The sequence below is a fragment of the Amycolatopsis sp. NPDC004079 genome (assembly GCF_040610415.1).
GTDB classification, from domain to species: Bacteria; Actinomycetota; Actinomycetes; order Mycobacteriales; family Pseudonocardiaceae; genus Amycolatopsis; species Amycolatopsis halotolerans.
This window is the reverse complement of sequence record NZ_JBEXMH010000099.1, coordinates 1-24,696: the sequence shown is the minus strand read 5'-3', so window position 1 is coordinate 24,696 and position 24,696 is coordinate 1. Positions and strand designations below refer to the sequence as shown.

Here is a 24,696-nt window from a genome sequence, read left to right as displayed (position 1 = left end):
GTGACCGTGCCTTGAAGTCCGTGAGGGGAACCCTGAGGGAATCAGAGTCCCTCAGGGTTCCCCTCACGGACCACTGCCGGGCTTCCGCTCCCTGGTCCGGGGCCCACGGGCGACTTGCACTCAATTGGCGCTGAGAGCCGCTCGGCGACCTTCAGCCGAAGCGGTGCGCCTCAGGCCGTCGCGGGTCGTACGCCGCCCAGCCCGGCTTCCCCTCCCGCGCGAACGCCACCCAGGCGGCATGCACCTCCGCCGCAAGCCCGGCCGGAGCGGCGTCCGGACCGAGCAGGCCGGTGTCGCCATGCAGCCAGGGTTTATCGGCGAGATCGAAGACGAACGGCAGCTCGACGGTGTGCGCGGCACCGAGCCGGCCGTCCAGAGCTGTGGAGCGATATCCGAACGAATAGACGTAAGTGCGGCCGGTCGAGATCTCAGCGTGCGTCTTTGCCAGGCGAGTGGTGCCGGACCCGAACAGCACCTCGCCCAACCGATCGGCGGCGTCGTCCGGTTTTCCCTGCGGCACCAGGTAAAGCCGTCCCTCCTCGGTGTTCGTGCCGATCAGCAAATCGACGTCGCCGACCAAGCTGTCAGCGGGCTGCACCGGCAGGACCAGGCTGAACGGGCTGAGCCCAGCGAGCGGGTCTTGCGCAGTGGCGGTACGCAAGTCCAGCCCGGCCAACGCGGGCAAGATCTCCAAGAACCGCTCGTCCGAGATCTCAGCGAACGCCGCCTCTGTCGGTTCGACGCCCAACGCGGCGGCAGCAGCCGATGCAACCCGTCGTGCTTGCTCCGGAGTGAACGCGCCCGTACCGCTTCCACTTTGGACAATCGCGCGCCGGAACAACCCGTTGGAATCCGGGGTCGCGAGCAGCGCACCGGTGAGCGTCGCACCCGCGGATTGCCCGAACACCGTGACATTCCCCGGATCCCCGCCGAACGCGGCGATCGAATCGCGCACCCACCGAAGCGCGGCGAGGACGTCGAGCAGTCCGCGATTGTCCGGTGCTCCTTCCAGGGCAAGGAAACCCGGGATGCCGAGCCGGTAGTTCACCGTCACGAGGACGATGCCGTCGCGGGCGAAGGCGCTGCCGTCGTAGAGTGCGGCGCGAGTCGACCCGGTGACGAAACCGCCGCCGTGCACGAAAACCATCACTGGACGGTTGCCCGCGTCCGCGGCTGGCGTACGAACGTCGACCGTCAGATATTCCTCACCCGGCACCCAGCCCGGCCCGAAGTACGGGGTCATGTCGAGACGGCCGAAGTCGCTGACGGGCTGCGGCGCGGTCGGCGAGGGCCGGGTTCCGTCGCGGACTCCGGACCAGCCCGGATGCGGCTCGGGCGGAGCGAACCGGCCGGGACCGATCGGAGCGGCGGCGTAGGGAATGGCCCGGTAGAGCTCGCCCGCCGCGCCGCGGTGGCCGCGGACCGCACCCGCCCCGGTCTCGACGACCGGATTTTCCCGCTGAGACACAAGAATCACTTCCTTCAGGAGATCCGGGAGAACCCGGCCCATTTCTTGATCGTGAACTTCGACCCGTCCCGCTCGACCTCCGCCGCCCCCGAACCGGGGAAATGCGCCGGGAACAGAAGCGCGTTGTCCTCGACGGCCCGGCCGAGCAGCGCGCGCCGAGTCGCCTGTGCCTCGACCGGGTCCTCGCAGAAACAGGAATTGGTCTCCGGCTCCGCGATCTGCAACGGGGTATGCACGAGGTCGCCGACGAACAGCGCCCGGTCGCCGCCGGAATCCAGCGTCAGGACGGACGAACCGGGAGTGTGTCCCGGCGCGAGGTCGAGCCGCAGATTCTTGTCGATCCGGTACGCCCCGTCCCACAACTGGGCCTGACCCGCCTGCCGCACCGGAGCGACGCTGTCCTCGAAAACGTTCTGGTTCCCCCGTCCGAACACGGTCTCGTTTTCGTTGGCCGGGTCCCAGAACTCGAAGTCCCGCAACGGCATCAGGTAGGTCGCGTTCGGGAAGGTCGGCACCCAGGTGCGCCCGTCGAGGCGGGTATTCCAGCCGACGTGATCGATGTGCAAGTGGGTGTTGATCACGACGTCAACGTCCTCCGGCGAGACACCAGCGGCGGCGAGGTGATCGAGGTAGCCGGTGTCGAGGCGGCTCCACACCGGCGCGTACGGCCGGTCCTTGTGGTTGCCGACGCCGGTGTCGACGAGGATCGTGCGGCCCTCGCTGCGCAGCAGCCAGGACTGGATCGCCGACTGGCATTCGCCGGTCTCCGGGTTCCAGAAATCGGGGGCCAGCCAGCCGCGGTGCTCGTCCCACGAGCCCGCCGGGCTGTCCGGGAAGAACTGGTCCGGGCTCATCTCGACCGACCCGTAGAACTCCTTGACGCGGGTGACCGTGACGTCGCCCAGAATGATCTCGTCCATGCGACCGAGCCTGGGCCGACCGGCGCGCCCGGACCACTCCCGCGTTTTCCTACCCCGCGCAGGGTGTGGCAGCGATATCTCACGCGGCGGATAGTGGAATCCATGACCGCTGGCCCGCTAGGAGACTTCCTGCACGCACGACGCGCCCGGCTGCGCCCCTCCGACGTCGGCCTGGCGGACGTCGGACCGCGCCGCCGAGTCGCTGGCCTGCGCCGGGAAGAGCTGGCTCACCTGGCCGGCGTCAGCGTCTCGTACTACACGCGGCTGGAGCAGGGACTCTCCCGAGGCGCGTCAGCCGAGGTGCTCGACGCGATTGCGCGCGCCCTGCAATTGGACGCCCACGAACGCGCCCACCTCGATCGCCTCGCCGACGCAGCGCGCCGCACTCCCCAACCGCGCCGCCCACGCCCGGAGAAGCTGGCCGACGAAACGCGCGACCTCCTCCGCGCGGTCGACAGCGTTCCCGCGCTGGTGCTGGGCCGCCGCACCGACGTGCTGGCCTGGAACACCCTCGGCCACGCCCTGCTGGCCGGGCACCTGGACCTGGCCCAACGCCCCAACCTGAGCCGGATGCTGTTCCTGGACCCGCACTGCCGCGAGCTGTACGCGGACTGGAAACGCAAGGCCCGCGCAGTGGTCGGCAACCTGCGCATCACCGTCGGAAAGCACCCCGACGACCCGCTGCTGGCCGAACTGATCGGCGAGCTGACCATGAAGAGCCCTGAGTTCGTCTCACTGTGGCGAGATCACCGGGTCGGCCCGTGCGACGCCGACTCGTACGAACTGCGGCATCCGGTGGTAGGCAGCGTGCGGGTGACGCAGCAGACGCTGTCGGTGGCCCGGTCGCCGGAGCAGGTGCTGATCGTGTGCACCACTCCGGCGGGGTCGGCTTCGGAGGAGGCACTGACTTTGCTTCGGCAGGTCAGCGCCCCGGAGCCGGTCAGAACGGCAGCTGCCGCCGCAACCGGTTCAGCCAGCGTTCGACCGTATCCTGCGGCTGCCCAGGATCATTAGCCGGCGCGGCCTGCGTGACCGCCTCCTGGACGTGCGAGCCCACGGTCCCCGCGTACTGCGGCAGCGCGTACACCACCTGCCAGTAACCCTCGCGCAGCTGCACGGAATTGACCCGCACATACCCGGCAGTGCCGCGCGCCAGGTCGAAGCCGTACCGGCCCTCGGTCGGCTCCGGGATCGCCGAGGTCACCACGACGACCGTCGGGCGGGCGTTCGCGACCACGTCGGTCGGGTCGGCCCCGTGGGCGATCGCGCGGTCGTTGAGGCCGATGTAGTCGATCGACTCCCAGCCGCTGAAGTACGGGATGGCACCCGCGTCCGTCACCGCGAGGGTGCGGTTCGCGGCCGGGACCTCCGCCTTGGCGAGACCCTTGCCGATCGCGATGTGCGCGCGCTGCAGGTCCGGTCCGTAGTTGGTGATCGCGCCGAGATCCGGCGCCGTCGCGCCCGCCCAGGCGGACCAGCCGACGGCGACCGCGCCCAGCACCGAGCCGACCACGCGGCTGCCCAACGTCCCGACGGCCAGCGCGGCGCCAAGGCACAGCACCGCCACCGCGTGGTCAGCGAAGCGGTCCAGGTAGTCCATCGTCGGGCCGGAGACCGCATACGTCACGTACGTGACACCAACAGTCACGACCAGCAGTACGCCAGCCGCGCGCGTTGCCCGGCGGAACAGCAGCGAGAGGGTCAGCAGCAGCAATGGCAGGAGGACCAGCGTGGTGTGCTTCGTCCAGATCCAGCCGAGCGAGAGGTTGCCGAACTTCACGTAGAAGGTGTTGGGCAGCAGCTGACCGTAGAACTGCCAGCGCCAGCCGAAATACCCCGCGCCGACCAGCGCCGCGGCCGCCGTCCACAGCCACTGCGCCCGGCCGCGCTGCCGCACCAGCCACCACAGCACGACCGGCAGCGCGGCCAGCGCGCCCTCCGGCCGGATCATGCCGAGCAGCACCAGCAGAGCGGGCGGCTCCCAGGCGCGCACCCGCGTCCCGTCGAGCACTCGGAGCCCGAGTACGACGACCCGCAGCAGCACCGCGGCGAACGCGGCGGTTTCGAGGCCGCCGGTGATGTGGAAGTAGGTCGGGAGGAACACGACGTACGCGCCGGCCCCGACGAGCAGGCCCAGCATCCCGGCCCGGCGGTGGCCCTCGCGCAGGAGCATGGCCAGCGTGGCGAGCCCGAGCACCAGCGAGGTCAGCTTCGTGAACAACGGCAGCGCGACGCCGAGCACCAAGCCCAGCGCACCCCACACGACCCAGGCGAAGTTCGTGAAGCCCTCGACCGGCTGGCCCCGCAGGTTCCACACCGGACCGTGCCCGTCCGCGAGGTTCGCGGAGTAGCGGAAGCTGATGAACGCGTCGTCGATGGTGAAGAACCAGGCCGCCCACGCGCCGATCAGGAACACGACGAGGAGCCCGAGGGACGCGAGCACTACCGGCAGGGCCCGCTTTCGGCGGTCCTCTTCCGGCACTGTCGAATCGATGTCGGCGTGGACAGCCGTCATACCCTGCTCCCTGGCTGTGGACAACGGTCGCCACCTTACCGGGTGAACTTTCTCGCGCTTCGTGCGCGCTGCGCAGGTCGTGGTGAGCGGCCGGATTCTCCGGGCGACTCGCTAGCTCGTCTCCGCTTGAGCTTCCAGCGTCACCAAGTCGATCTCCGCCAGCAACTCCGCCTTGGCCGCCTCCCCCAGGAACGAAGCCTCCACCGCATTCCTCGCCAACGCAGCCACCTCAGCCGCCCGCAGGCCGAGTGTCGTCGCGATCGCCAGGTACTCGCCTTCCAGAGTCGCGCCGAACATCGGCGGATCGTCGGTGTTGAGCGTGACGACGAGCCCGTGGTCGAGCATGCGCCGGACCGGATGCGCCGCGATCGAGGGCACCTGGCGGGTCCGGACGTTCGACGTCGGGCACACCTCTAGCGGGACGCGGTGTTCGGCGAGGTACGCCAGCAGCGCCGGGTCCGTCGCGCAGCTCGTGCCGTGGCCGATTCGTTCCGCGCCGAGGTCGTGGACGGCCGACCAGATCGTCGCCGGGCCGCTCGTTTCGCCGGCGTGCGGCACGCTGTGCAGGCCCGCCTCGCGCGCGGCGGTGAAGAACGGCTCGAATTGTGCCCGGCCGACGCCGATTTCCGGGCCGCCGAGGCCGAAGCTGACTAGTCCGTCCGGGCGTTCCCGCAGCGCGAACACCGCGGTATCCCGTCCGGCTCGGACACCCTTCTCGCCGGGAATGTCGAAGCACCAAGCCAATTCGACGCCGTGCTCCGCCTTCGCGACGGCGCGGCCTTCGACGAGTCCGGTGAGCAGTTCGTCGCCGGGCAGGCCGTCGAGAAGGTGGTTGTACGGCGTGACAGTCACTTCGGCGTAGCGGACGTTCTGGCGGGCGAGTTCGGCCGCCAGACCGGTCACGAGGGTGCGGATGTCGTTGCGGTCCTTCAGCATCGACTGCACCGCCCAGTAGACCTTGAGGAAGTGGTCGAAGTCGCGGAACACGAAAAACCGTTCCAGCGCCGCACGATCCGCGGGCACCCCGGCTTCCGGATGCCGGTGCGCCAGCGCGAGAACCGTGTCGACGCCGGCGGATCCGACGAGGTGGACGTGCAGTTCGACCTTGGGCAGGGCATGAATGAACGCGCGCGGGTCAAGCATGAGGAGGCTCCCTGAAGAGTAAAAGAGGTGGCGGAGGAAGAAAGACGGGACGACTCAGGGAGCGAGGTCGCCACGGTCGCGGTCGGCTCCGTAGAGCGGCAGCTGAAACTCCGGCACGGCCTCCACTGTAGCGGAGATCGGCTGCGGGACACGGAAAAACACGAAAAGCAAGCCGTTACCGGCGATGGCTGGGCCGGGCCTGGTTGAACAGCACCGCGCAGCAGATCAGCACCAGCCCGGCGACCGCGACCCCGACCACCGGACTGATCAGCAGCACCACCGCGCTGATCACGCTCGCGGCGAAGACCAGTCGCAGGCAAGCCCACAACCCGGGCGTCACCCACGCCAGCGCCCCGGACGCCGCGCACACCCACCGGCCCCGCGCGACTGGCTTGCGATGCCGTCCCGGACCTCGGCGGGCGAAGACTTTCGTCGCGGCGGCCAGCATCTCGTCGCGGGTGGCGATCCGCCGCCCGCCGCGGGCCGGTGCGACGGCCGCGCCGAATTCGACGCGTTCCACCCGGCCGGCGCGGTCGTCGTCTAGCGGCCCGGTGTTCCCCGGCGGTAGAGTCATTTCGTCTGGTCCTTTGCGTAGCAGCGAGTTTCAGACATCCCGTGGCCCCCTGTTCCCGCAGGGGGCCACACCTATCTCCCCGGGCGCGCGACCTAGTTCGACTAGTTCCATCTTGGCCGCGAGCGCACACAGACCTCGATAGCCACTGACGGTCGTCTCGCCGAGCGGCGCCCAGCTGTCGATTAACGGTAAAGAGACACGACGAACTACCGTGCGCAATATCGGTCCACCGGTTCGGCCCAGCAGTTCCGCGAACTTCGGTGAAAACGAACTACCGGGCCGAACTCCGGTTCGCACGCGTCCAAGCAGGGGCCTACCTGCACTCGCTTGGATAAACGTCCGCGTCGCGCTCCGCGCGCGCGTGCATCGGCACGGGACAAAACCGTCCGGGAACCCGGATGTCAGCGGCGATTAGTAGCGCATCGGGAACCGCTTTTCATCACTCACAAGAGTGGTAGCATCGATTGACGAGAAAGGATCAAGAAGAACCGCCACAGCGGAGAAGCCGGACGCCACCGAGAGCTCTGACCAGTGATTTTCTCGCGGAAACCGGACCGCTGGGCAACATTGGCATTCAGCCAACCCGACGCGAAGCCTTCCGTTCGTCGCTCGCCCAAAGGCATCTGCCGACTGGAATATGCATGCCTTCAGGGTCGAGCCAGAATATTCTTACATGCCTTGCCACCGCGGCTTCCAGCGGCCCCGGACCCGGCCCGCCGAAATACTGCCGATCAGCCAATAACGCTGCCGCACCGGACAAATCCCGGCCAGGAACAGGACAGAGCACGCACCCCTCGATCACCGCGAGAAAACCGTCCCGACGCCAAACAGGTGAACCTATCGGCCCATTTCGGGATTATGCAAGTCCGCGTCTTGCTTCGGCATATTCCATCCTCGATCCTGAGTTGAATATGCCAGCAAAAGACAACGGCTTGACAAGGAAGAAACCATGAGTTCTTACGATCCGGACACCGTGAGTTCTTCGCTCGACGCCACCGCCTGGCAGCGGCCTTCGGCGTGCGGCGGCAACGGCGGGGACTGCGTCGAAGTGAATCTGAGCGATCCCGATCTTGTCGCGGTACGGGATTCCAAGATCGGCCGTTCCCCCGCGCTCGTCTTCGACAATCAGGAATGGGAGGCGTTCGCCGGCGCGCTGCGCGAGGGGCAGTTCGACCGCTGAAAGATCGTCATCCCGGTCCCCCCGCCCGAAACGCGTCCCGGACGACCGGACGGGCCCCGCCCGTCTTGGCCGGAGGGAATGATAGGACTACTATGCTTTCGTGCCCGGCAACGGTATCTCCTCTTCCCCCGATCGGACGGCTCGCGCCTCGTGAGCCGGCTTTCCGTCGAGGCCCAGCTTGTCGAACTGGGCAAACTTCTCGTCGCCGCCCGCGTGGAACGCGGGCTGACCCAGGGCGAACTCGGCGACGCCCTCGGCTACACGCAGCCGAACATCAGCAAGATGGAGCGCGCCAGGACCCGCGTCCACCCGCACCTGCTCGACAAATGGATCGACGTCCTCGAGGTCGCCCCCGCCGACGCGGCGACGATGCGGCAGTACAACCAGGCCTCCCGCGCCGACCGGGTGTGGAACGCCCGCCGCCTCGCGGCCAGCCCGGCCTGGTTCCATCCGGTGTTCGAGGCCGAGCAGGAGGCCGCGATCGTCCTGAAGTGGACCGGCGAGCGCATCAGCGGAATGCTCCAGACCGAGGACTACATGATGGAGCAGTTCCAGGCCTACGGCCGCACCGACGTGACCGACGCGGTGCACGAACGCAAGCTGCGGGCCAAACTCCTCGACGACTACCCGGACCGGACGTACAAGTTCATTCTCAGCGAAAGCGCGGTCCACCGGCTGACGCGGGCGCACACGGACAATCCGTACGTCGCGCTCGGCCAGGTCCGGCACCTGCTCGGCCTGGCCCGCAATCATCCCGGGGCGACGATCCGGTTCGTGCCGTTCGACAAGGGCCCGCTGCACGTCGGACCCGATTTCACGATTTTGCAGTTCGCCAACAACAAGCTCGACCGGTCTTTCGCCGAAACGTCGAATGGCGTCCAGACTTTCATGAACGAGTCCGAAACCTACGACACCGATCTGCAATCGTGGGAATCCCTTTCGAGTGTCGCCCTTTCGGCGGAGGAATCGGCAATTCTTCTCGAAGAAGCCGAAGCGGATCTGATCAGCACCCGTACGCCCGCTGTCCGGCGGCTCGGAGACCGGCTACGCTGATCCCGCGCCGTCGACCACGAGGAGAAACTGGTGACTGGCCTGGAACACGAGTCCTTTCCGCCGCCGGGGATCGACCTCAGCCGCCCGAGCGTGGCCCGCGTCTACGACTATTACCTCGGCGGGACCGCCAACTGGGAAATCGACCGGCAGTTCGCCGAACGCATGCTGCGCGATTATCCGACCGTGCGCCCGATCGCGCAGGCCAACCGCCGGTTTCTGCACCGGGCGGTCCGGCATCTGGTGCGCGCGGGAATACGGCAAATCGTCGACCTCGGTTCCGGCGTTCCCACGATGGGGCACGCGCATGAAATCGCCGAGCAGATCGCCCCCGGAAAGGTGAATGTCGCGTACGTCGACTGCGAACCGGTCGCCGTCGCGCATTCCACCAGCCTGCTGCGCGAACAGGGCGACCCCGCGCGGCACGTCGCCCTTCACGCCGACCTGCGCGACCCGCCGCGGCTGTGGTCCCTGCTCGCCGGATCGGGCGTCGTCGACCTCGACCAGCCGATCGCGCTGCTGCTCATCTCCGTCCTGCATTTCGGGCTGCCGCCCGCACCGGGCAGCGGCGGCGGCGAAGACCTCGGGTCCAGCGTCGTCGCCGCCTACCGCGACCTCCTCGTTCCCGGGTCGTATCTGGCGCTGTCCCACGTCACCGACGAGGGCGTCCCGGCGCACTGCGAGCAACTCCTCGCCGACGCCAAGGAGCGGTACGCCGAGGCGGGCGCCGATCTCGTCTACCGCAGCCGGGCCGAGATCACCGGCCTGTTCGGGGACTTCGCCCTGCTCGAACCCGGCGTCACCTGGACCCCGCTGTGGCATCCGGAGGAGGCCGGCCCGCACGAGCGGCCCCTCCTCCTCGGCGCGGCCAGCGAATCGCTGCTGCTCGCCGGGGTGGCACACAAGGAGCGACACATCTGAAATGACGGAGATTTGCGTTATCTCAGTCATTACGCTAACTTGAGATGCATGGACGAGGACTGGGAACTCGCGTTCGCCGACGACGCCGGCCGCCACTTCGCGCGGCAGTACGGCATGACGCCGATGACCGGGCGCGTGATCGGCTGGCTGCTGCTCTGCGATCCGCAGCAGCAGACGATCGCCGAGCTCGCGAGCGCGCTGCGGGCCAGCCGCAGTGCGGTCACCAGCGCGATCAGCGAACTCGAAGAGTGGTCCTGGATCCAGCGCACGCGCACGGCCGGGGAACGGGTCGACCGCGTGCGGCTCGCGCCGGACGTGTGGCTGCACCTGCTCGACAACCAGTCCGAGCACGCCTCGCTCGGCGCGCTGGCCCAACGCGGGCTGGACGCGATGACCGGCCAGCCCGCTGAACGACGGGCCCGGCTGGAAGAACTCGCGGAGTTCACGAAGTTCCTCGCCGAGCGGATGCCCGAGCTCGCCGTCGAATGGCGTGCTCGGCGCGAAGCCTTGCACCGCAGGTAAATCCGGCTTCACCACGCGCCTGGCGAACCCGTCAGGCGATTTCGCCCTGCCCGAAATACCTCACTGGGGAGAACTGATGTCCTTCAACCACGCCCACTGGCAGCAGCGGCTCGACACTCTGCGCGCCGCCCACGGCGTTCCGGGCGCCTCCCTGGCCGTGCTGGCCGACGGAGAGGTGCACGAACTCGCGAGCGGGGTCCTGCACCGAGGAACCGGCGTCGAGGTCACCACCGACTCGGTGTTCCTGTCCGGCTCGCTCGCGAAGACCTACACCGCGACCGTCGTGCTGAACCTGGTCGACGCGGGCGCGCTCGACCTCGACACCCCGATCGTCAAGCTGCTGCCGGAATTCGCGACGCCGGACCCGGTCGCCACCGAGCAGATCACCGTCCGGCAGCTGCTCAGCCACACCGGCGGCCTGACCTGCGACTTCACCTACGACTCCGGCCGCGGCGACGACTGCCTCACCCGCTACGTCGAGGCCGCCGCCGGGGTGGCGCTGGACTGCCCGCCCGGCACGGCGCTGTCCTACAGCAGCGTCGGGTACGCCGTGCTGGGCCGGGTCATCGAGGTCGTGACCGGCAAGACGTGGGACCAGGCGGTGAAAGACCTGCTGTTCGCCCCGCTCGGGCTGGAGCACTCGATGACGCTGCCCGAGGAAGCATTGCGCTTCCGCGTGGCGATGAGCCACCTCGGCGAGGAACCCACACCTGCCTGGGACTTGATGCCGCGTTCAGCCGGACCGTACGGCCGCGTCATCATCTCCGCCGGCGACGTCGCGCGCTTCGCGAAGATGCATCTGGACGGCGGGGTCGCGGCCGATGGCACGCGCGTGCTGTCCAGCGACGCGGTCTCGCTGATGCAACGCCGGGTGGTCGACAGCCCGGACAAGTGGACCGTTTCCGCGGACGGCTGGGGCCTCGGGTGGACGCTCTACGACTGGAACGGCGTCGCCGGGTTCGGGCATGACGGCAGTTCCGTCGCGCAGCATTCGTTCCTGCGGGTGGTGCCGCACGCCGGAGTGGCGGTCGTGCTGCTGACCAACGGCGGCGACTTCGACGGGCTGTACCACGAGCTGTTCAGCGACCTGCTGCGCGAACTGGCCGACGTCGAGATGCCAGCGCCGTTCGCGCCGCCCGGCAACCCGCCCGCGGTGGATATCACGCCGCTGGCCGGGACTTACGTGCGGGAAGGCGTGATCACCACGATCAGCCGGGCTGACGACGGCACAGCGCGGATCCGGTACGAGTTCGTGGACGGGATGAAGGACCTGTCGCCGTCGCTGGAAGCGGAACTGGTGCCCGTGACCGAGACAGTGTTCGCCGCCTGCGGGGAAAACTTCGGCGCGAACCCGGTGCCGGTGGTCTTCTCGAAGCTCGCCGACGGGAGCCCGTGTGTCTACATTGGAATGCGGGCTACGCCGAAAACCTCATGACAGCAACCGCTGTTCCTTGGCCACCGCGACCGCCCCGGCCCGGGTGTCCACGCCGAGCTTCTCGTAGATCCGCCCCAAATGCGTTTTCACCGTCGCCTCGCTGATGAACAGCCGCCGCGCGATCTCCCGGTTCCCCAACCCCTGCGCGAGCTGCTCGAGAATGTCCCGCTCGCGGTCGGTGAGCGTCGGCCGCGGCGCGCGCAACTGGGCCATCATTCGGTCGGCCACCGGCGGCGACAACGCCGTCCGTCCCGCCGCGGCCGACCGGATCGCCGCGTACAGCTCGTCGGCGGACTCGGCCTTCAGCAGATATCCCGTGGCACCGGCCTCAATCGAGCGCGTGATGTCGGCGTCGGTGTCGTACGTGGTCAGCACCAGCACTCGCGGCGGCGTCGGAGCCGAGCGGAGCCGCCGGATCGCTTCCACGCCGTCCATTCCGTCGCCCAGCTGCAAATCCATCAACACCACATCCGGCCGCAACGCGGCGGCGAGGTTGAGCGCCTCCTGCCCCGTCGCCGCCTCGCCGACGACCTCGATCCCGCCCGCACCGGCCAGCAGTGCGCGCAGTCCGGCCCGGACCATGGCGTGGTCGTCGCAGAGCACGACGCGGATGGACTGCTCGTCAGACATGGCTGGGTCCCAACGGAATCGCGGCCGAGACGGCGGTGCCCTGCCCGGGCGCGGATTCGACGGTCAACCGGCCGCCGAGCTGCGTCGCCCGCGCGCGCATGGCGGGCAGGCCGTGGCCGCGGCCCTCAGCGCTCGGGGCGGCCGGGTCGAAACCCCGGCCGTCGTCGGTGATGTCCAGCACGACCTCATCGTCCAGGTAGGTGAGGGTGAGCGCCACTCCCGACGCGTCCGCGTGTTCGCGCGCGTTGGCCAGCGCGCCCTGCGCGATCCGGACCAACGTGGACTGCACCCGGCTCGGCAGCGGCCGCGCGGGTCCGTCGACCTGGACGCGCACCGGCCGCGGTTCGCGTTCGGCGACGTTTCGCAGCGCTTCCTCGACCGAGTGCCCGTCGAGATCGGCGGGAGCCAGGTCTTGCACGAGACCGCGGGCTTCGGCCAGGTTTCGCGTGCCGATCTGTTGTGCCGCATGCAAATGCTCGCGCGCCAAGTCCGGATCAGCCCAGGCGCGGTCGGCCGCTTGCAGCAGCATCGCTTGGCTGGACAGACCTTGCGCGAGTGCGTCGTGGATTTCCCGAGACAGCCGTTGCCGTTCGTCCAGCATTCCCGCGCGCCGCTCGGTTTCCCGCAGCCGCACCGCCTGCCGCCGCAGGTACGTGATCACCGCGGCGGTCACGGCGGCGACGGCGACCGGCACGATGGTCAGGTTCGGGTCGAAGCCGCTCGCGAGCCGGTTCTGGGAGAGCACCACCAACGCGGTCACCAGCGTCACCAGCACTAACGCGGGTCCGGTGGGCAGCGTCCGGAGACCGGTGACGAACAGCGGGACCGCGCACCACGCGAAGCTCGGCGCGAGCAGCACGAGCACCACCCACAGCACGGTCACGACGGTCAGCCACGCCAGATACGGCACGGTCACCTGCTCCGGACCGGTCACCCGCAGCACCAGTCCGACCGCGTAGACCGCGGCCAGGCAGCCGGTCAGCGCGATCACCCACGGCGCGGCCGGTTCGCCGTGGTGGTGGTCGAGGAAGCGCACGATCGACGCGACCAGCAGCAGGAAGAACGCCGTGTGCATGGTCGCGGCCAGCCACCGCGCGTCCCGATCAGTCATCGCCACCTCCGTTTCGGGTCCTCTGTGGAGCCTGACCTGTGCGAACCCGGCCGGCATCAGCCGATCGGACGACCTGAGTGTCGGCCGTTCCGCGCCGCGAGGCGAGCCGAGACTCCGATCCGGTGAAGGCGGTCCCGGACGCACGATGAACGCATCAAACCGGACAAGCCAAGGAGCACCCGATGAAGAACTTCACCGCCAAGACCCGCATCGCCACCGTCGTCGGCGGCCTCGCCGTGATCGGAGCCGCCACCACCGGCGCGCTGGCCGCCAACGCCGCCACCCCGGCCGCGTCCGCCGCCCCCGCTCAGGCCGCGCCGAAGGGTCTGGTCCAGACCACGCACCTGTCGATCGCCGCCGCGCAGAAGGCCGCGCAGGCCGCGCTCAACGCCGCCGAGAAGGCGGGCCAGCACGTGTCGGTCGCGGTGGTCGACCGCGACGGCAACACCGTCGTCACCCTGCGCGGCGACGGCGCCGGGCCGCAGTCGTACTCGTCGGCCGAGGAGAAGGCGTTCACCGCGGTTTCGTGGAACGCCAAGACCTCCGAGCTGACCGGACGGCTGCAGCAGGCCCCGACCCTGAAGGACATCAAGGGCACCCTGTTCCTCGCCGGGGCGGTCCCGGTGGACGCGAACAACGCCCCGATCGCGGCGGTCGGCGTGGCCGGTGCGCCGTCCGGCGCGCAGGACGAGAGCTTCGCGCAGGCCGGGGTGGACGCGCTCGGCAAGTAAGACCCCGCGGGGATTCGGCCGGTGGTCCGGTTCCGGTTCGGCGGGCCTCGTCGCTGACGGCGAGGCCCGCTGGCCGGGCGGGCCTTTTTGGCGGAACCCGCCGGTGCCGGTCGCCCTGAACCCGGGCTTCGGGCCAGCACCAAGGCCGACTGAACCCGCCCCCAGACATAAGCCGGTCGGCCTCGTCGACAACCAGCAGCCGACCCGCCTGTCCGTTCACGAGGTCCGCACAGCCCCGTACCGCAGTCCGTCCAGGAGGATTTCGGTGATCCGGACCGCCTCGTCCTTCCACCCCTCGGCGATGCGCATCCCGCAAATCCCGCCGAGCGCGCGCAGCACAGTGCGTCCGCCGATATCGGCGCGGAGCGTCCCGGCCGCAGCACCGGCTTGGAGCAACTCGTCGAGCGCACCGGCCATCTGCGCCCGAGCGTCCTCGAACACCGGCGAATCCGTCGCCATGATGCTCTCGAGCGCGACAGCCATCCCCTTGCCGACGGCCGCGTGGTCCACCAACCGCAACAGGAAATATCTCAACGCCTCGTCTGGCGCGTGCTGCTCAAGCAGTTGTGCCGGCAGAGCGCACAACTGGTCGACTTCCTGCCGGTAGACCTCCTCCACGAGAGCTTCGCGCGTCTCGAAATGCCGGTAGAGCGTGCCGACCGCGACCCCGGCTCGCTTGGCGATCTCGTCGACATGCGCGTCGGACTCTCCGGCGAGGAACGCTTCCCGCGCGGCAGCCAGGAGCGCATCACGGTTGCGTCGCGCATCGGCGCGCAACGGACGGGTGGACGGCACCGGCACCTCCATAAAGTGAGTCCGACTCAGCTTAGTGTACCGTTTCCGGAGTCAGACTCACCTTAATGCGGGAGTGATGCCATGACAGTTCCGGACGAAGGTCTCGCGGGCCTCCGCGTGCTGGTGACCGGCGGCAGCCGAGGGCTAGGCGCCGCGACGGTCCGCCGCTTCGCCGCCGCGGGCGCGACAGTGTTGACGGCTTCTCGCAGCGCACCGCCGGACGATCTGCCCGCGACGTTCCTCCCCACAGACCTCTCGACGGAAGCTGGCGCGGCGGATCTCGGCCGTCGGGTGATCGAGAGCGTCGGCGGGATTGACGTGCTGGTCAACAACGCGGGAGCCGCGACCGATCCCTCGCCGACGCTCAAGCGGACCGACGAATCCTGGCTCGCCGACCTGGAGATGAACCTGCTCAGCGCGGTTCGTCTCGATCGTGCGCTGGTGCCGGGGATGGTCGAACGCGGGTCCGGCGTGGTCGTGCACGTGTCGTCGATCGCGAGTCACCTGCCGCAGCGTGGCGAAGCTCCCTATGCGGCGGCGAAGGCCGCGCTCAATGTGTACAGCCGTTCGCTGGCGACGGAGGTCAGCGCGCAGGGCGTGCGGGTCGTGTGCGTGTTGCCGGGGTTTGTGGTCACGGAGGGCGCGGCCGCGCATCTTCAGCAGATCGCGTCGCAGGAAGGCGTTGGGGTGGACGAGATTCAGCAGCAGATCGCGGACCGGCTGGACGTGCCGATGGGGCGGCCCGGCGACCCGTCGGACGTGGCGGAGATGATCGCGTTTCTCGCGTCGAGCCGGGCGAAATGGTTGACCGGAGCGGAATTCCGGGTCGACGGCGGAATCATCCCGGCAGTCTGACCGCAGCGACGGAAGGAGTATCCGATGGACTTGAAACTTGGTGCGGTGATCATCGACGCGGCGTCGCTTGAGGAGGAGAGCGCGTTCTGGCATCGACTGCTCGGCGGTTCGGTTGCTACGTCAGAAACTCACCACTTCCTGCGGACTGAAGGGTTTCCGGTGCTGGTGATTCAGCACGCCGCCGGGCAGACGCCGCCGGAATGGCCGGACGGAGCGTCGCAGCAGATGCACCTGGACGTGACCGCGGATGATCTTGCCGCCGCGGAGAAACGGGCGCTGGAAGCGGGGGCGCGGCGGCTTTCCGGTCACGTGTACGCGAGTCCGGCGGGGCATCCGTTCTGCCTTCGGCAGGCTTGAAGCTCCGATAGGCTCGATGGATGACTCAAGCTGCCTCGTCGTTCGGCGCGGCGGCGTCGGCGTATGCCGAGCATCGCCCGGACTACGCGGAGGCCGCGGTGCGATGGGCGCTCGACGCGGCGCCCGGGCCTCGGGTGCTCGACCTCGGTGCGGGCACCGGGAAACTCACCGCCGCGCTGGGTGCCGACGTGATCGCGGTCGAGCCGGACCCGGCGATGCTCGGCGAACTCCGTCGCGCGCTGCCGGACGTCCGCGCCGAGCGAGGCAGTGCCGAAGCGATCCCGCTGCCGGACGGGTCCGTCGACGCCGTGCTTTCCGGCAACGCGATGCATTGGTTCGACATGGCCGTCGCCGGACCGGAGATCGCCCGGGTTCTTTCGCCCGGCGGGATTTTGGCCGGGTTGTGGAACGTCGTGGACGACCAGGTGGACTGGGTCGCCGAGCTGGCGCGGGTCAGCGGCAGCGCGGCGATCGGGCCGCGCGACACCCCGTCAGGCTGGCGTGCCGCGACCGCGCGTCTTCCGGAAGCCGGTTCGCCGACCAGGTTCGAGTCGCCGGAACGCGCCGAGTTCCCGCACGGTCAGCTTCGTACCGCTGACACGCTGGTCGCGACTCTGTCCACCCGGGCCGGGATGCTGATGCTGCCGGAACCTGAGCGGTCCGCGGCGCTTGACCGGATCCGGGCTTTCCTCGCGGAGCGGCCGGAGACGGAGTCAGGGACATTCACGCTGCCGATGTCGACTTGTGTACTGCGCGCCCGGCGTCGCTGAAACAGCCGTCACAGCAAGGAAATTCTGGATATGGGGGGGTCTTCATGACTGAGTCCAAGCGCGTTGCCGTGGTGACCGGAGCCGGACGGGGAATCGGGCTGGCGATCGTCCGGGCACTGGTTGACGAGGGATACACGGTGGTCGCGGCGAGCCGTACCGTCACCGACGCAGTGAAAGACCTGACCCCGGACGCGATCGAGGCCGACCTGAGCAGCCCGGACGAACCGGCGCGGGTCGTTCGGCACGCGCTTGATCAGCATGGCGGCATTGACCTGCTGGTGAACAACGTCGCGGGAACGTCGAACCCACCCGGCGGGTTCCTCGAACTCGACGACGAGGCGTGGCTGCACACGTTCAACGTCACGTTCCTGTCGAACGTCCGCGCGACGCGAGCCGCACTGCCGAGTCTGCTCGAACGGCGGGGCGCGGTGGTCAACATCAGTTCGGTGAACGCGAAGGTGCCACAGCCGCGGCTGATCGCTCAGTCCGCGGTGAAGGCAGCGGTGACGAATCTGGGCAAAGCACTGGCGGAGGAGTTCGGCGGCCGGGGCCTGCGAGTGAACACGATTTCGCCCGGCCCGGTGTGGACCGACCTGTGGACCGCGCCCGGCGGCCCCGGGGACCAGCTCGCCCGGCGCGCGGGTGCCGAACTGGAGGAATTCAAGGACCGGTTGCCGGGCGCGGTCGGGCTGTCGACCGGCGAGTTCGCCGACCCGGACGAGATCGCGGCGCTGGTGGTGTTCCTAGCCTCCGGAAAGGTGGCGAACATGAGCGGCGCGGATCTCGTGATCGACGGCGGGATGACGAAAACCGTCTGACGCCGAAGACCTAGCCGCCGAATCGCTTCACGTAGTCCTCGACGATCGGCCGTTCCGGGGCGATGATGTCGTCCGGCAATCGGTCCAGCTCGAAGAACTCGTACCCGGTGATCTCCGTGCCGTCCACGGCGACCTCGGTGTTCTCGACGGTCGCGGTGAAAGCGGCAGTCACGTTGTGGACCTCGTCGCCATGCGGGTACCGGTAGAAGTACTCCGGTCCGGAGTAGACGCCCAGCAGCTCCAGATCCCTTACCACCAGGCCGATTTCTTCGCGCACCTCGCGGCGGCCAGCGTCCTCATAGGACTCCCCGGGATCGAGGAATCCCCCGGGCAGGCCCCAGTCCTGGCTTTCTCCTCGGAACACCAGCAGCAGCCTGCCGCGCTCGTCGGCGATCAGCACCGACGTTCCGGGCAGGATCAGCGGGCGCGTGCCGACTAGTTCGCGCAGCTCGGCGATGTAGTTCATCAGCGGTCAGTACCTTCTTGGTCGGTTTCGGCTCCGCCGCGCGGACGGAAGGCGACGATCGGCAACTGCTGGACCATCCGGTGCCGCGCCGCGGCGGAGCCGTCATAGTGCCAGCCCAGCAGCTTGCTCAGCACGGGGTGCAGGACGGGGCGCAGCAGCAGGTTCCGTCGCTCGTAGTCGGCGATGGCGTCGGCCGCTTCGGGCTCGTCGAGGATTCGGTACTCGGGAGCGAACTTTCGGCGGCCGATCGCGACCTCCGCGGCGGGGGCGGCCTGGATGTTGCGGTACCAGTCCGACGACGGGCCCAACCCCGCGATGGCCAGTACTTCGTCGGACTGAGGACGGAGGCCGATCACTTCCAGCACGGTCCGGTACTGCCGGCCGGATTTGCGGCCGACGTGCGTGAGGCACAGGAAACGCTTGCCCAGCAACCATCCCAGGTCGCGGTCGTACAGCTTCGCCGGCGCCTTGAAGACCGTGCGCGCTATCGGGTTCACGGTCGGACTCCTTCCCTCGCCGAATGGTGCAGGTTCGTGATGAGCGCGGTGGATTTCCCGGTCAAACTCCCGGCCACGAATCGGTCAACTCCGGGCAACCGGGCCAGTTTCAGCGCGAGCCGACGCAGCTGAAGCTGCGGCTTGCTGTCGGGGAGAAACCATCGTGCGCCGTTGCGGGCGACTTGCTGTTTGTCTGCCGCGACGGGACGCCAGAGCCGTTCGTACTCCGCCAATCCTTCTGCGATTGACGACGCTCGGTTCAGTTGATCTGCCAGCACATACGCGCCTCCGATGCCCAGTGACGCGCCCTGTCCGGCCAGCAGCGACACCGCGTACGCCGCGTCCCCGACCAGCGTGACCCGCCCCTTGCTCCACGTTGGCATCTCGATCTGGGCGACCTGGTCGTAGTAGATCTCCTCGGACGGCGGGCAGTGCGTCAACGCTTCCGGCACCATCCAGCCCAGCGAGCCGTAGGTGTCCAGCAGCGCCGCCCGGATGTCGTCCGGCATGGCGGGGTCCGGCGTGCGATGGACGGCGAAGGCGGCGACCGTTCCGGCGCGCAGGCCGTAGAAACCCATCTGCCTGCCGACGGTGTCGGTGAGGCAGAACCGTCCAGCCGCCACTGCTTGGATCTCGGGCGACGTGAACAGGAACGCCGCGGTGTGAAAGCCAAGGTAGCGAAGGAACTGCGACTCCTCGCCGAACACCAGCCGCCGGACGGTCGAATGGATTCCGTCGGCGCCGACCAGCAGATCGGCTTCCAGGACCGAACCATCCGAGAGAGTGGCCGCGACTCGGTCGCCGTCGTCTTCTACGGCGACTACCCCGCTGGCGTACCGAAGCTCGACCTCAGCGGGCAGCGTCGCGCGCAATGCCTGTTCCAGATCCGGCCGCAGGACGCTCAGCAACCGGCCGCCGACGGTGCGCGCGAACTGGGCGAACTGGATCTCGGATCGGCGCTTCCCTTGTGCGTCAACGAGAACCGCTTCGGAAACCGGGTACGCCACGTCCTTGATCGCGGGCAGTACTCCCATCGCCTCGGCCGCGTCGTAGCCGGTGCCGAAGAAGTCGATCATGTATCCCTGCGGGCGCGGGCCGGGCGACCGCTCTACCAGCGTCACCTCGTGGCCCAGCGCGGACAGCCGGTTCGCCGCGGCCAGCCCGGCGATGCCAGCGCCGCAGACCAGGATTCTCATCGCGTCCCCCTAAGGTTGAGTGACCAGCCCGCGCAGCACGGCAGTGACCGCCGCCGGATCGCCGCCGGGGGCGAGACCTCGGTGCAGCAGCAAGCCGTCGATGGTCGCCACCAGCACCTCCGTGGTCGCGTCCGGTTCGGGGACGCCGCGTTCGGCGAGCCAGCGGCTGACCTGCGCGCGGAACGCCAGGAGCAGTCCCCCGATCTGGTCTCGCAGCTCGTCATCACGCCGCGCCGCCAGGTATGCCTCGACGAACAGCACCGACAGCGGATCCACCCCGGTGTACGGCTCGACCGACCCGAACAGCGCGGTCACCAGATCAGCCGGGTTCTGCGTCGAGGCCAGCGCCGGGCCGACGCTCTCCAGCACCTCGCGCATCGCGTCGAGGACCGCCTCGCGCAGCAACGCCTGCAGGGACGGGAAGTGGTAGTGCACCACGCTCGACGTCACCCCGGCCCGCTCGGCCAGCACGCGGGTGCTCACCGCGGTCCACCCGCGTTCCGGCACCAGCTCCGCCGCCGCTGTCAGCAACCGCTGCCGCGCCTCTTGGCCGCGTGCCGCCGCCGGAGAACTCATTCCGCTCCCATCCTGGTCAACCGCCCTGGTCAGTTGCCCAGGGCAGTCGTACAGGGCGATCGTCCTGTACGACTGCCCTGATCGTAACGCGGCTCGCTGCCCCAGGTAAAGCGCGTGATCGAAGACTCACCTGAAGGCGGGAGACGGCAGCGATGTCCGATCCGTCCTCTACCGTCTGGAGCGGCTCTTTCTGCCCGTCCCCGAAACCGACAGGTCATCCACTGTGCGCTCGCCACTGTCCACTGTGTCCATTCGACGGCCGGCGTGGCTGGTGCCGCGGGTCGCGCGTACCGAGATCCTCGGCGGACTGGTCGTCGCGCTCGCACTGATCCCGGAGGCGATCTCGTTCTCGGTGATCGCCGGCGTCGATCCGCGGGTGGGCCTGTGCGCGTCGTTCACCATGGCGGTGGTGATCGCGTTCGTCGGCGGCCGTCCGGCGATGATCTCGGCGGCGACCGGGGCGATCGCACTGGTGGTCGCGCCGCTGGCCAGGGAACACGGCATCGGCTATCTCGTCGCGACAGTGGTGCTGGGCGGGCTGTTCCAGATCGTGCTCGGCTCGCTCGGAGTGGCGAAGCTGATGCGTTTCGTGCCGCGCAGCGTGATGGTCGGCTTCGTGAACGCGCTGGCGATCCTGATCTTCCTGGCGCAGGCGCCGGAGCTGATCGACGTGCCGTGGCCGGTGTATCCGCTGTTCGCCGGCGGTCTCGCGCTCATGGTGTTCTTCCCGCGCCTGACCAAGGCCGTTCCCGCGCCGCTGGTGTCGATCGTGGTGCTCACCGCGCTGACGATCGCGGCCGGGATCGCCGTGCCGACCGTCGGCGACAGGGGCGCGCTGCCCTCAGCGCTGCCGGTGCCGGGGATCCCGGACGTGCCGTTCACCTTCGGCACGCTCAGTCTGATCGCGCCGTACGCGCTGGCGTTCGCGCTGGTCGGGCTGATGGAATCGTTGATGACCGCCAAACTGGTCGACGACATCACGGACACGCGCTCGAACAAGACGCGGGAAGCGGTCGGGCAGGGTGTCGCCAATGTCGTCACCGGGATTTTCGGCGGCATGGGCGGCTGCGCGATGATCGGCCAGACCATGATCAACGTCAAGGTCGCGGGCAGCCGGACCCGGCTGTCGACGTTCCTCGCCGGTGCGTTCTTGATGATGCTGTGCCTGGTGTTCGGGCCGGTCGTGTCGCGGATCCCGATGGCCGCGCTCGTCGCGGTGATGGTGCTGGTCGCGTTCGGCACGTTCGACTGGCATTCGATCGCGCCCGGCACGCTGAAGCGGATGCCGGTCGGCGAGGTCGCCGTGATGGCGGTGACCGTGGGCATCGTGGTGGCGACCAGCAACCTCGCGATCGGGGTCGTGGTCGGGTCGATCACCGCGATGGTGATCTTCGCGCGCCGGGTCGCGCACCTGGTCGAGGTGACCGCGGCGCGCGAGTCCGACAATGTCCGGTACTCGGTGACCGGTGCGCTGTTCTTCGCCTCCAGCAACGATCTCGTCTATCAGTTCGACTACGCCGACGACCCGGCTCGAGTAGTCATCGACCTCTCAGCCGCGCACATCTGGGACGCCTCGACCGTCGCCGCGCTCGACGCGATCACGACGAAGTACAAGGCGCGCGGAAAGACCGTCGAGATCGTCGGACTGAACAAACACAGCGCGGCAATGCACGAGACGCTGTCCGGGGAGCTAGCGGCCAGCTGAGGTCAGCTCCGCCGCCCGCTCGCGGATCCGCGGCCGGACAGTGAACCCGCTCGGCTTCAGCGTCAGCGATTCCACGATCTTCAGCTCGTACGCCGGATCTGCCTCGAAGTCGTAGCGCTGCAGCATGATCCCCAACGCCAGCACCGCTTCGTGCAATGCGAACTGGCGGCCGATGCACGCCCGTTCCCCGGTGCCGAACGGCTTGTACGCCTGAGCCGGACGCTTCCGCACCTCCGCCGGCTCGAAGCGATCCGGGTCGAACTTCTCCGGATCCGGCCCCCAGACCGTCGGGTCGCGGTGGAGCATCGGCAGCGGAACGATGATCGAATCGCCCTTGCGCATCCGGTATTTTCCGCCCAGCACAAGGTCTTCGCGGGCCTCCCGCGAGTAGCCGGGCGCGGTCGGCCACAGGCGCATCGCCTCGTCGAGCACGCGCCGGACGTACCGCAGCTTCGCGACGTCGCCGAAGCCTGGTTCGCGATCGCCCCACACCGCGTCGACCTCGGCGCGAGCCTTCGCCAGCAGCTCGGGATGCCGCGTCAAGTAGTACAACGCAAACGACAGCGCCCCCGAGGTCGTCTCATGACCCGCGACCACGAAAGTGATGGCCTGGTTGCGAATGTTCACCGGGTCGAGCTTCTCCCCAGTCATCGGGTGCCCGTCGGCGAGCATCAACCCGAGCAGGTCGCGAGCCTCGCCACCCTCGCGACGGCGGCTCTCGATGACCTCGTCGACCAGATTCGTCATGGTCGCGATGTCAGCCTGATTCTGCGCGGCCGACCCGGCCAGCGCCCGCCGCACGAACGGAAGCTTCACGTTGTCCAGCTGCGCGAACCGCAACGCCCGGATCATCGCAGTGACGAACGGATGCGGTTCGGCCCGCTCGAACGACCCGAACCGGTACCCGAACCCGGCGAGACCGATCGTCTCGAGCGTCAACCGAGTCATGTCGGCCGCGACGTCGACCGGACCGGTCGCGCGGTCCCATGACGTGGTCAACTCGCGGGCGACCTCGAGCATCATCGAGTGATAACGGCGCATGGCCTCGGCGGAAAACGCGGGCTGCAGAATGTCGTGCGCCAGCCGCCAGTTGGGCTCGCGCGTGTGCGCGGTGAACAACCCGTCGCCGACGACCCCGCGCAACCGCTCGACACCGAGGCCGACGTGCTTGCCGAACCTCGACTCGTCGTTCAGCTCGGTGACCAGCTCGAGCCCGCAGGCGAACACGATCTCCAGCCCGAAGAACTTGCGGGTGAAAATCGGCCCGAGCCCCGCGCCGGCGCGCATGGTGCTCTGCAACGGCGTGCGCACATTGGTCCCGAGCAGGTCCCCGAGCACCGGCAACCGACCCGGCCGGTGCGGAATCGCGGTGGTGTCCACAGTTCGCTCCCTACTGAACCCACATCCAATAGGGTCACCTTCCCCCGCTACTGAACCGGTGTCAAGTAAGCTGGGACGATGCGGACGCGCCTGACCACCGAACAGCGGCGCGAACAGCTGCTGACCATCGGCGCAGGCCTGTTCGCGGGACGCCCGTACGACGAGGTGTGGATCGAAGAGGTAGCCGAAATCGCCGGCGTCTCGCGTGGCTTGTTGTACCACTACTTCCCCACGAAGAAAGACTTCTTCGCCGCGATCGTCCGCGGGCAACGCGACCAGCTGCTGGCGATGAGCGAACCCGACCCCGCCTTGCCGGTAGCCGAGCAGCTGCGCGCCGGGCTGGAGGTGTACCTGGAATTCGCCCGCACGCATCCGGACGGCTACCGCATCGTGCACCGCAGCGCCGGTGACGCAGATCGGGAAATCCGGGAGATCTGCGAAGCCGGGATGGCAGCGAACGCGGAGCGGATTTTGGCAGCGGTGGGCTTGCTGCGACCGGTCACCGCCACTACGCAGCTGGCGGTTCGGGGGTGGCTTTCGTTTGTCGCGACGCTGATTCTGGACTGGCTGGACGAGCCGAAGATCAGCACGGAGGAGCTGCGGGATCTCTGCGCACGAACTCTTTTCGCTGCGGTTGACGTGGATCCCGACACGATCTGATGCGCGGGGATGCTCCCTTGCCCGCGTCCGTGAGGGGAACCTTCACGGACTCAGAGTCCCTCAGGGTTCCCCTCACGGGCGCCCGCCCTCGCCCAGGCCCTCCGACCTGGGCAAACCGCACCCGCAGCGCCGCCTTAAGCCCCTGACATTGGTCCGTGAAGGACTCCTTGGGGGAGTCTGATTCCCTCAAGGAGTCCTTCACGACCCGCCCGCCGCCGCGATGCACCCCATGCGACATTCGGTGCGTGCAACGCACCCAATGTGGCGTTCGGTGCGTCACATGCACCCAACGCCACATTGGGGCGCTAACCCCAACCCGCTAACCGTCGACAACCACGCCGGACCTCGCATCGGATCCGGTCGCGACGCGGAAGCAGTACTTGACCGCGTCGCCATCCGGGTCGGTGACCGGCTTGACCGA

General features: G+C 68.6%; 26 protein-coding genes. 13 read left to right on the top strand and 13 right to left on the bottom strand.

All coding sequences use genetic code 11. The features are described 5' to 3' along the window. Positions 1-151: 151 nt before the first annotated feature. Together ABZX37_RS45925 and ABZX37_RS45920 are read right to left on the bottom strand one after the other, a co-directional pair. Positions 152-1,468 (bottom strand): carboxylesterase family protein, encoded by a 1,317-nt coding sequence (locus tag ABZX37_RS45925; protein ID WP_354750639.1) that lies wholly within the window; start codon positions 1,466-1,468, stop codon positions 152-154. Positions 1,469-1,482: 14 nt separating this feature from the next. Next, positions 1,483-2,388 (bottom strand): MBL fold metallo-hydrolase, encoded by a 906-nt coding sequence (locus tag ABZX37_RS45920; RefSeq protein ID WP_354750638.1) that lies wholly within the window; start codon positions 2,386-2,388, stop codon positions 1,483-1,485. Positions 2,389-2,490: 102 nt separating this feature from the next. On the opposite strand from ABZX37_RS45920, the gene ABZX37_RS45915 reads away from it, so the two are divergent. Next, the gene (locus tag ABZX37_RS45915) at positions 2,491-3,402 is read left to right on the top strand and encodes a helix-turn-helix transcriptional regulator (protein ID WP_354750637.1); all 912 of its coding nucleotides are present in this window, start codon (positions 2,491-2,493) and stop codon (positions 3,400-3,402) included. Here ABZX37_RS45915 and ABZX37_RS45910 read toward each other — a convergent pair. The 3 genes from ABZX37_RS45910 to ABZX37_RS45900 form a co-directional block, all read right to left on the bottom strand. Beyond that, a complete protein-coding gene (locus ABZX37_RS45910; protein WP_354750636.1) occupies positions 3,329-4,903 on the bottom strand; it encodes a hypothetical protein in 1,575 nt (524 codons plus the stop codon). The genes ABZX37_RS45915 and ABZX37_RS45910 overlap by 74 nt on opposite strands. A gap of 111 nt (positions 4,904-5,014) precedes the next feature. Further along, positions 5,015-6,046 (bottom strand): adenosine deaminase, encoded by a 1,032-nt coding sequence (add, locus tag ABZX37_RS45905; RefSeq protein WP_354750635.1) that lies wholly within the window; start codon positions 6,044-6,046, stop codon positions 5,015-5,017. A gap of 175 nt (positions 6,047-6,221) precedes the next feature. Beyond that, positions 6,222-6,620, bottom strand: a complete 399-nt coding sequence (locus ABZX37_RS45900; protein ID WP_354750634.1) for a hypothetical protein — start codon at positions 6,618-6,620, stop codon at positions 6,222-6,224. A 949-nt stretch (positions 6,621-7,569) separates the two neighbouring features. Between ABZX37_RS45900 and ABZX37_RS45895 the strand changes: the two genes are divergently transcribed. The 5 genes from ABZX37_RS45895 (at position 7,570) to ABZX37_RS45875 (ending at position 11,728) form a co-directional block, all read left to right on the top strand. After that, positions 7,570-7,800, top strand: a complete 231-nt coding sequence (locus ABZX37_RS45895) for a DUF397 domain-containing protein (protein WP_354750633.1) — start codon at positions 7,570-7,572, stop codon at positions 7,798-7,800. Between the two features lie 150 nt (positions 7,801-7,950). Continuing rightward, positions 7,951-8,853, top strand: a complete 903-nt coding sequence (locus tag ABZX37_RS45890; RefSeq protein WP_354750632.1) for a Scr1 family TA system antitoxin-like transcriptional regulator — start codon at positions 7,951-7,953, stop codon at positions 8,851-8,853. A gap of 30 nt (positions 8,854-8,883) precedes the next feature. Next, entirely contained in the window at positions 8,884-9,771 is an 888-nt protein-coding gene (locus ABZX37_RS45885; RefSeq protein WP_354750631.1) for an SAM-dependent methyltransferase, read from the top strand. 48 nt (positions 9,772-9,819) lie between these two features. Then, positions 9,820-10,293, top strand: coding sequence for a MarR family transcriptional regulator (locus ABZX37_RS45880; protein WP_354750630.1), 474 nt, complete (start codon positions 9,820-9,822; stop codon positions 10,291-10,293). Between the two features lie 76 nt (positions 10,294-10,369). After that, positions 10,370-11,728 (top strand): serine hydrolase domain-containing protein, encoded by a 1,359-nt coding sequence (locus ABZX37_RS45875; protein ID WP_354750629.1) that lies wholly within the window; start codon positions 10,370-10,372, stop codon positions 11,726-11,728. Here ABZX37_RS45875 and ABZX37_RS45870 read toward each other — a convergent pair. Together ABZX37_RS45870 and ABZX37_RS45865 are read right to left on the bottom strand one after the other, a co-directional pair. Then, complete coding sequence (locus ABZX37_RS45870) at positions 11,723-12,358, bottom strand: response regulator transcription factor (RefSeq protein WP_354750628.1); 636 nt, start codon at positions 12,356-12,358, stop codon at positions 11,723-11,725. The two genes, ABZX37_RS45875 and ABZX37_RS45870, sit on opposite strands and share 6 nt — an antisense overlap. Next, entirely contained in the window at positions 12,351-13,469 is a 1,119-nt protein-coding gene (locus ABZX37_RS45865; protein ID WP_354750627.1) for a sensor histidine kinase, read from the bottom strand. Before ABZX37_RS45865 ends, ABZX37_RS45870 begins: the two co-directional genes overlap by 8 nt. A 182-nt stretch (positions 13,470-13,651) precedes the next feature. Between ABZX37_RS45865 and ABZX37_RS45860 the strand changes: the two genes are divergently transcribed. After that, entirely contained in the window at positions 13,652-14,200 is a 549-nt protein-coding gene (locus ABZX37_RS45860; RefSeq protein ID WP_354750626.1) for a heme-binding protein, read from the top strand. Positions 14,201-14,416: 216 nt separating this feature from the next. On the opposite strand, the gene ABZX37_RS45855 is transcribed toward ABZX37_RS45860, so the two are convergent. Continuing rightward, positions 14,417-14,995 carry a TetR family transcriptional regulator gene (locus ABZX37_RS45855; protein WP_354750625.1) on the bottom strand — a complete coding sequence of 193 codons (579 nt, stop codon included), beginning with the start codon at positions 14,993-14,995 and terminating at the stop codon, positions 14,417-14,419. An 81-nt stretch (positions 14,996-15,076) separates the two neighbouring features. Here ABZX37_RS45855 and ABZX37_RS45850 point away from each other — a divergent pair, with 81 nt between their 5' ends. From ABZX37_RS45850 to ABZX37_RS45835, 4 genes are read left to right on the top strand one after another with little or no spacing between them, the layout of a single operon-like run. Then, positions 15,077-15,850 (top strand): oxidoreductase, encoded by a 774-nt coding sequence (locus ABZX37_RS45850; RefSeq protein ID WP_354750624.1) that lies wholly within the window; start codon positions 15,077-15,079, stop codon positions 15,848-15,850. 24 nt (positions 15,851-15,874) lie between these two features. Continuing rightward, positions 15,875-16,207, top strand: coding sequence for a VOC family protein (locus ABZX37_RS45845; RefSeq protein ID WP_354750623.1), 333 nt, complete (start codon positions 15,875-15,877; stop codon positions 16,205-16,207). A 20-nt stretch (positions 16,208-16,227) separates the two neighbouring features. Beyond that, positions 16,228-16,977 (top strand): class I SAM-dependent methyltransferase, encoded by a 750-nt coding sequence (locus tag ABZX37_RS45840; RefSeq protein WP_354750622.1) that lies wholly within the window; start codon positions 16,228-16,230, stop codon positions 16,975-16,977. Positions 16,978-17,021: 44 nt separating this feature from the next. Further along, the gene (locus ABZX37_RS45835; protein ID WP_354750621.1) at positions 17,022-17,795 is read left to right on the top strand and encodes an SDR family oxidoreductase; all 774 of its coding nucleotides are present in this window, start codon (positions 17,022-17,024) and stop codon (positions 17,793-17,795) included. Positions 17,796-17,805: 10 nt separating this feature from the next. On the opposite strand, the gene ABZX37_RS45830 is transcribed toward ABZX37_RS45835, so the two are convergent. Genes ABZX37_RS45830 through ABZX37_RS45815 form a run of 4 tightly spaced genes read right to left on the bottom strand, consistent with a single transcriptional unit; the run spans position 17,806 to position 20,530 of the window. After that, a complete protein-coding gene (locus ABZX37_RS45830) occupies positions 17,806-18,261 on the bottom strand; it encodes an NUDIX domain-containing protein (protein ID WP_354750620.1) in 456 nt (151 codons plus the stop codon). Next, positions 18,261-18,758, bottom strand: coding sequence for a nitroreductase family deazaflavin-dependent oxidoreductase (locus ABZX37_RS45825; RefSeq protein ID WP_354750619.1), 498 nt, complete (start codon positions 18,756-18,758; stop codon positions 18,261-18,263). Before ABZX37_RS45825 ends, ABZX37_RS45830 begins: the two co-directional genes overlap by 1 nt. Then, a complete protein-coding gene (locus ABZX37_RS45820; RefSeq protein WP_354750618.1) occupies positions 18,755-19,954 on the bottom strand; it encodes an FAD-dependent monooxygenase in 1,200 nt (399 codons plus the stop codon). The genes ABZX37_RS45825 and ABZX37_RS45820 overlap by 4 nt, the downstream gene beginning before the upstream one ends. A 9-nt stretch (positions 19,955-19,963) precedes the next feature. Then, positions 19,964-20,530 (bottom strand): TetR/AcrR family transcriptional regulator, encoded by a 567-nt coding sequence (locus ABZX37_RS45815; protein ID WP_354750617.1) that lies wholly within the window; start codon positions 20,528-20,530, stop codon positions 19,964-19,966. Between the two features lie 244 nt (positions 20,531-20,774). Here ABZX37_RS45815 and ABZX37_RS45810 point away from each other — a divergent pair, with 244 nt between their 5' ends. Then, complete coding sequence (locus ABZX37_RS45810) at positions 20,775-22,235, top strand: SulP family inorganic anion transporter (protein WP_354750616.1); 1,461 nt, start codon at positions 20,775-20,777, stop codon at positions 22,233-22,235. Here ABZX37_RS45810 and ABZX37_RS45805 read toward each other — a convergent pair. Further along, complete coding sequence (locus ABZX37_RS45805; RefSeq protein WP_354750615.1) at positions 22,221-23,615, bottom strand: cytochrome P450; 1,395 nt, start codon at positions 23,613-23,615, stop codon at positions 22,221-22,223. The two genes, ABZX37_RS45810 and ABZX37_RS45805, sit on opposite strands and share 15 nt — an antisense overlap. Before the next feature lie 78 nt (positions 23,616-23,693). Between ABZX37_RS45805 and ABZX37_RS45800 the strand changes: the two genes are divergently transcribed. Continuing rightward, positions 23,694-24,275, top strand: a complete 582-nt coding sequence (locus ABZX37_RS45800; protein ID WP_354750614.1) for a TetR/AcrR family transcriptional regulator — start codon at positions 23,694-23,696, stop codon at positions 24,273-24,275. Positions 24,276-24,696: the final 421 nt, after the last annotated feature.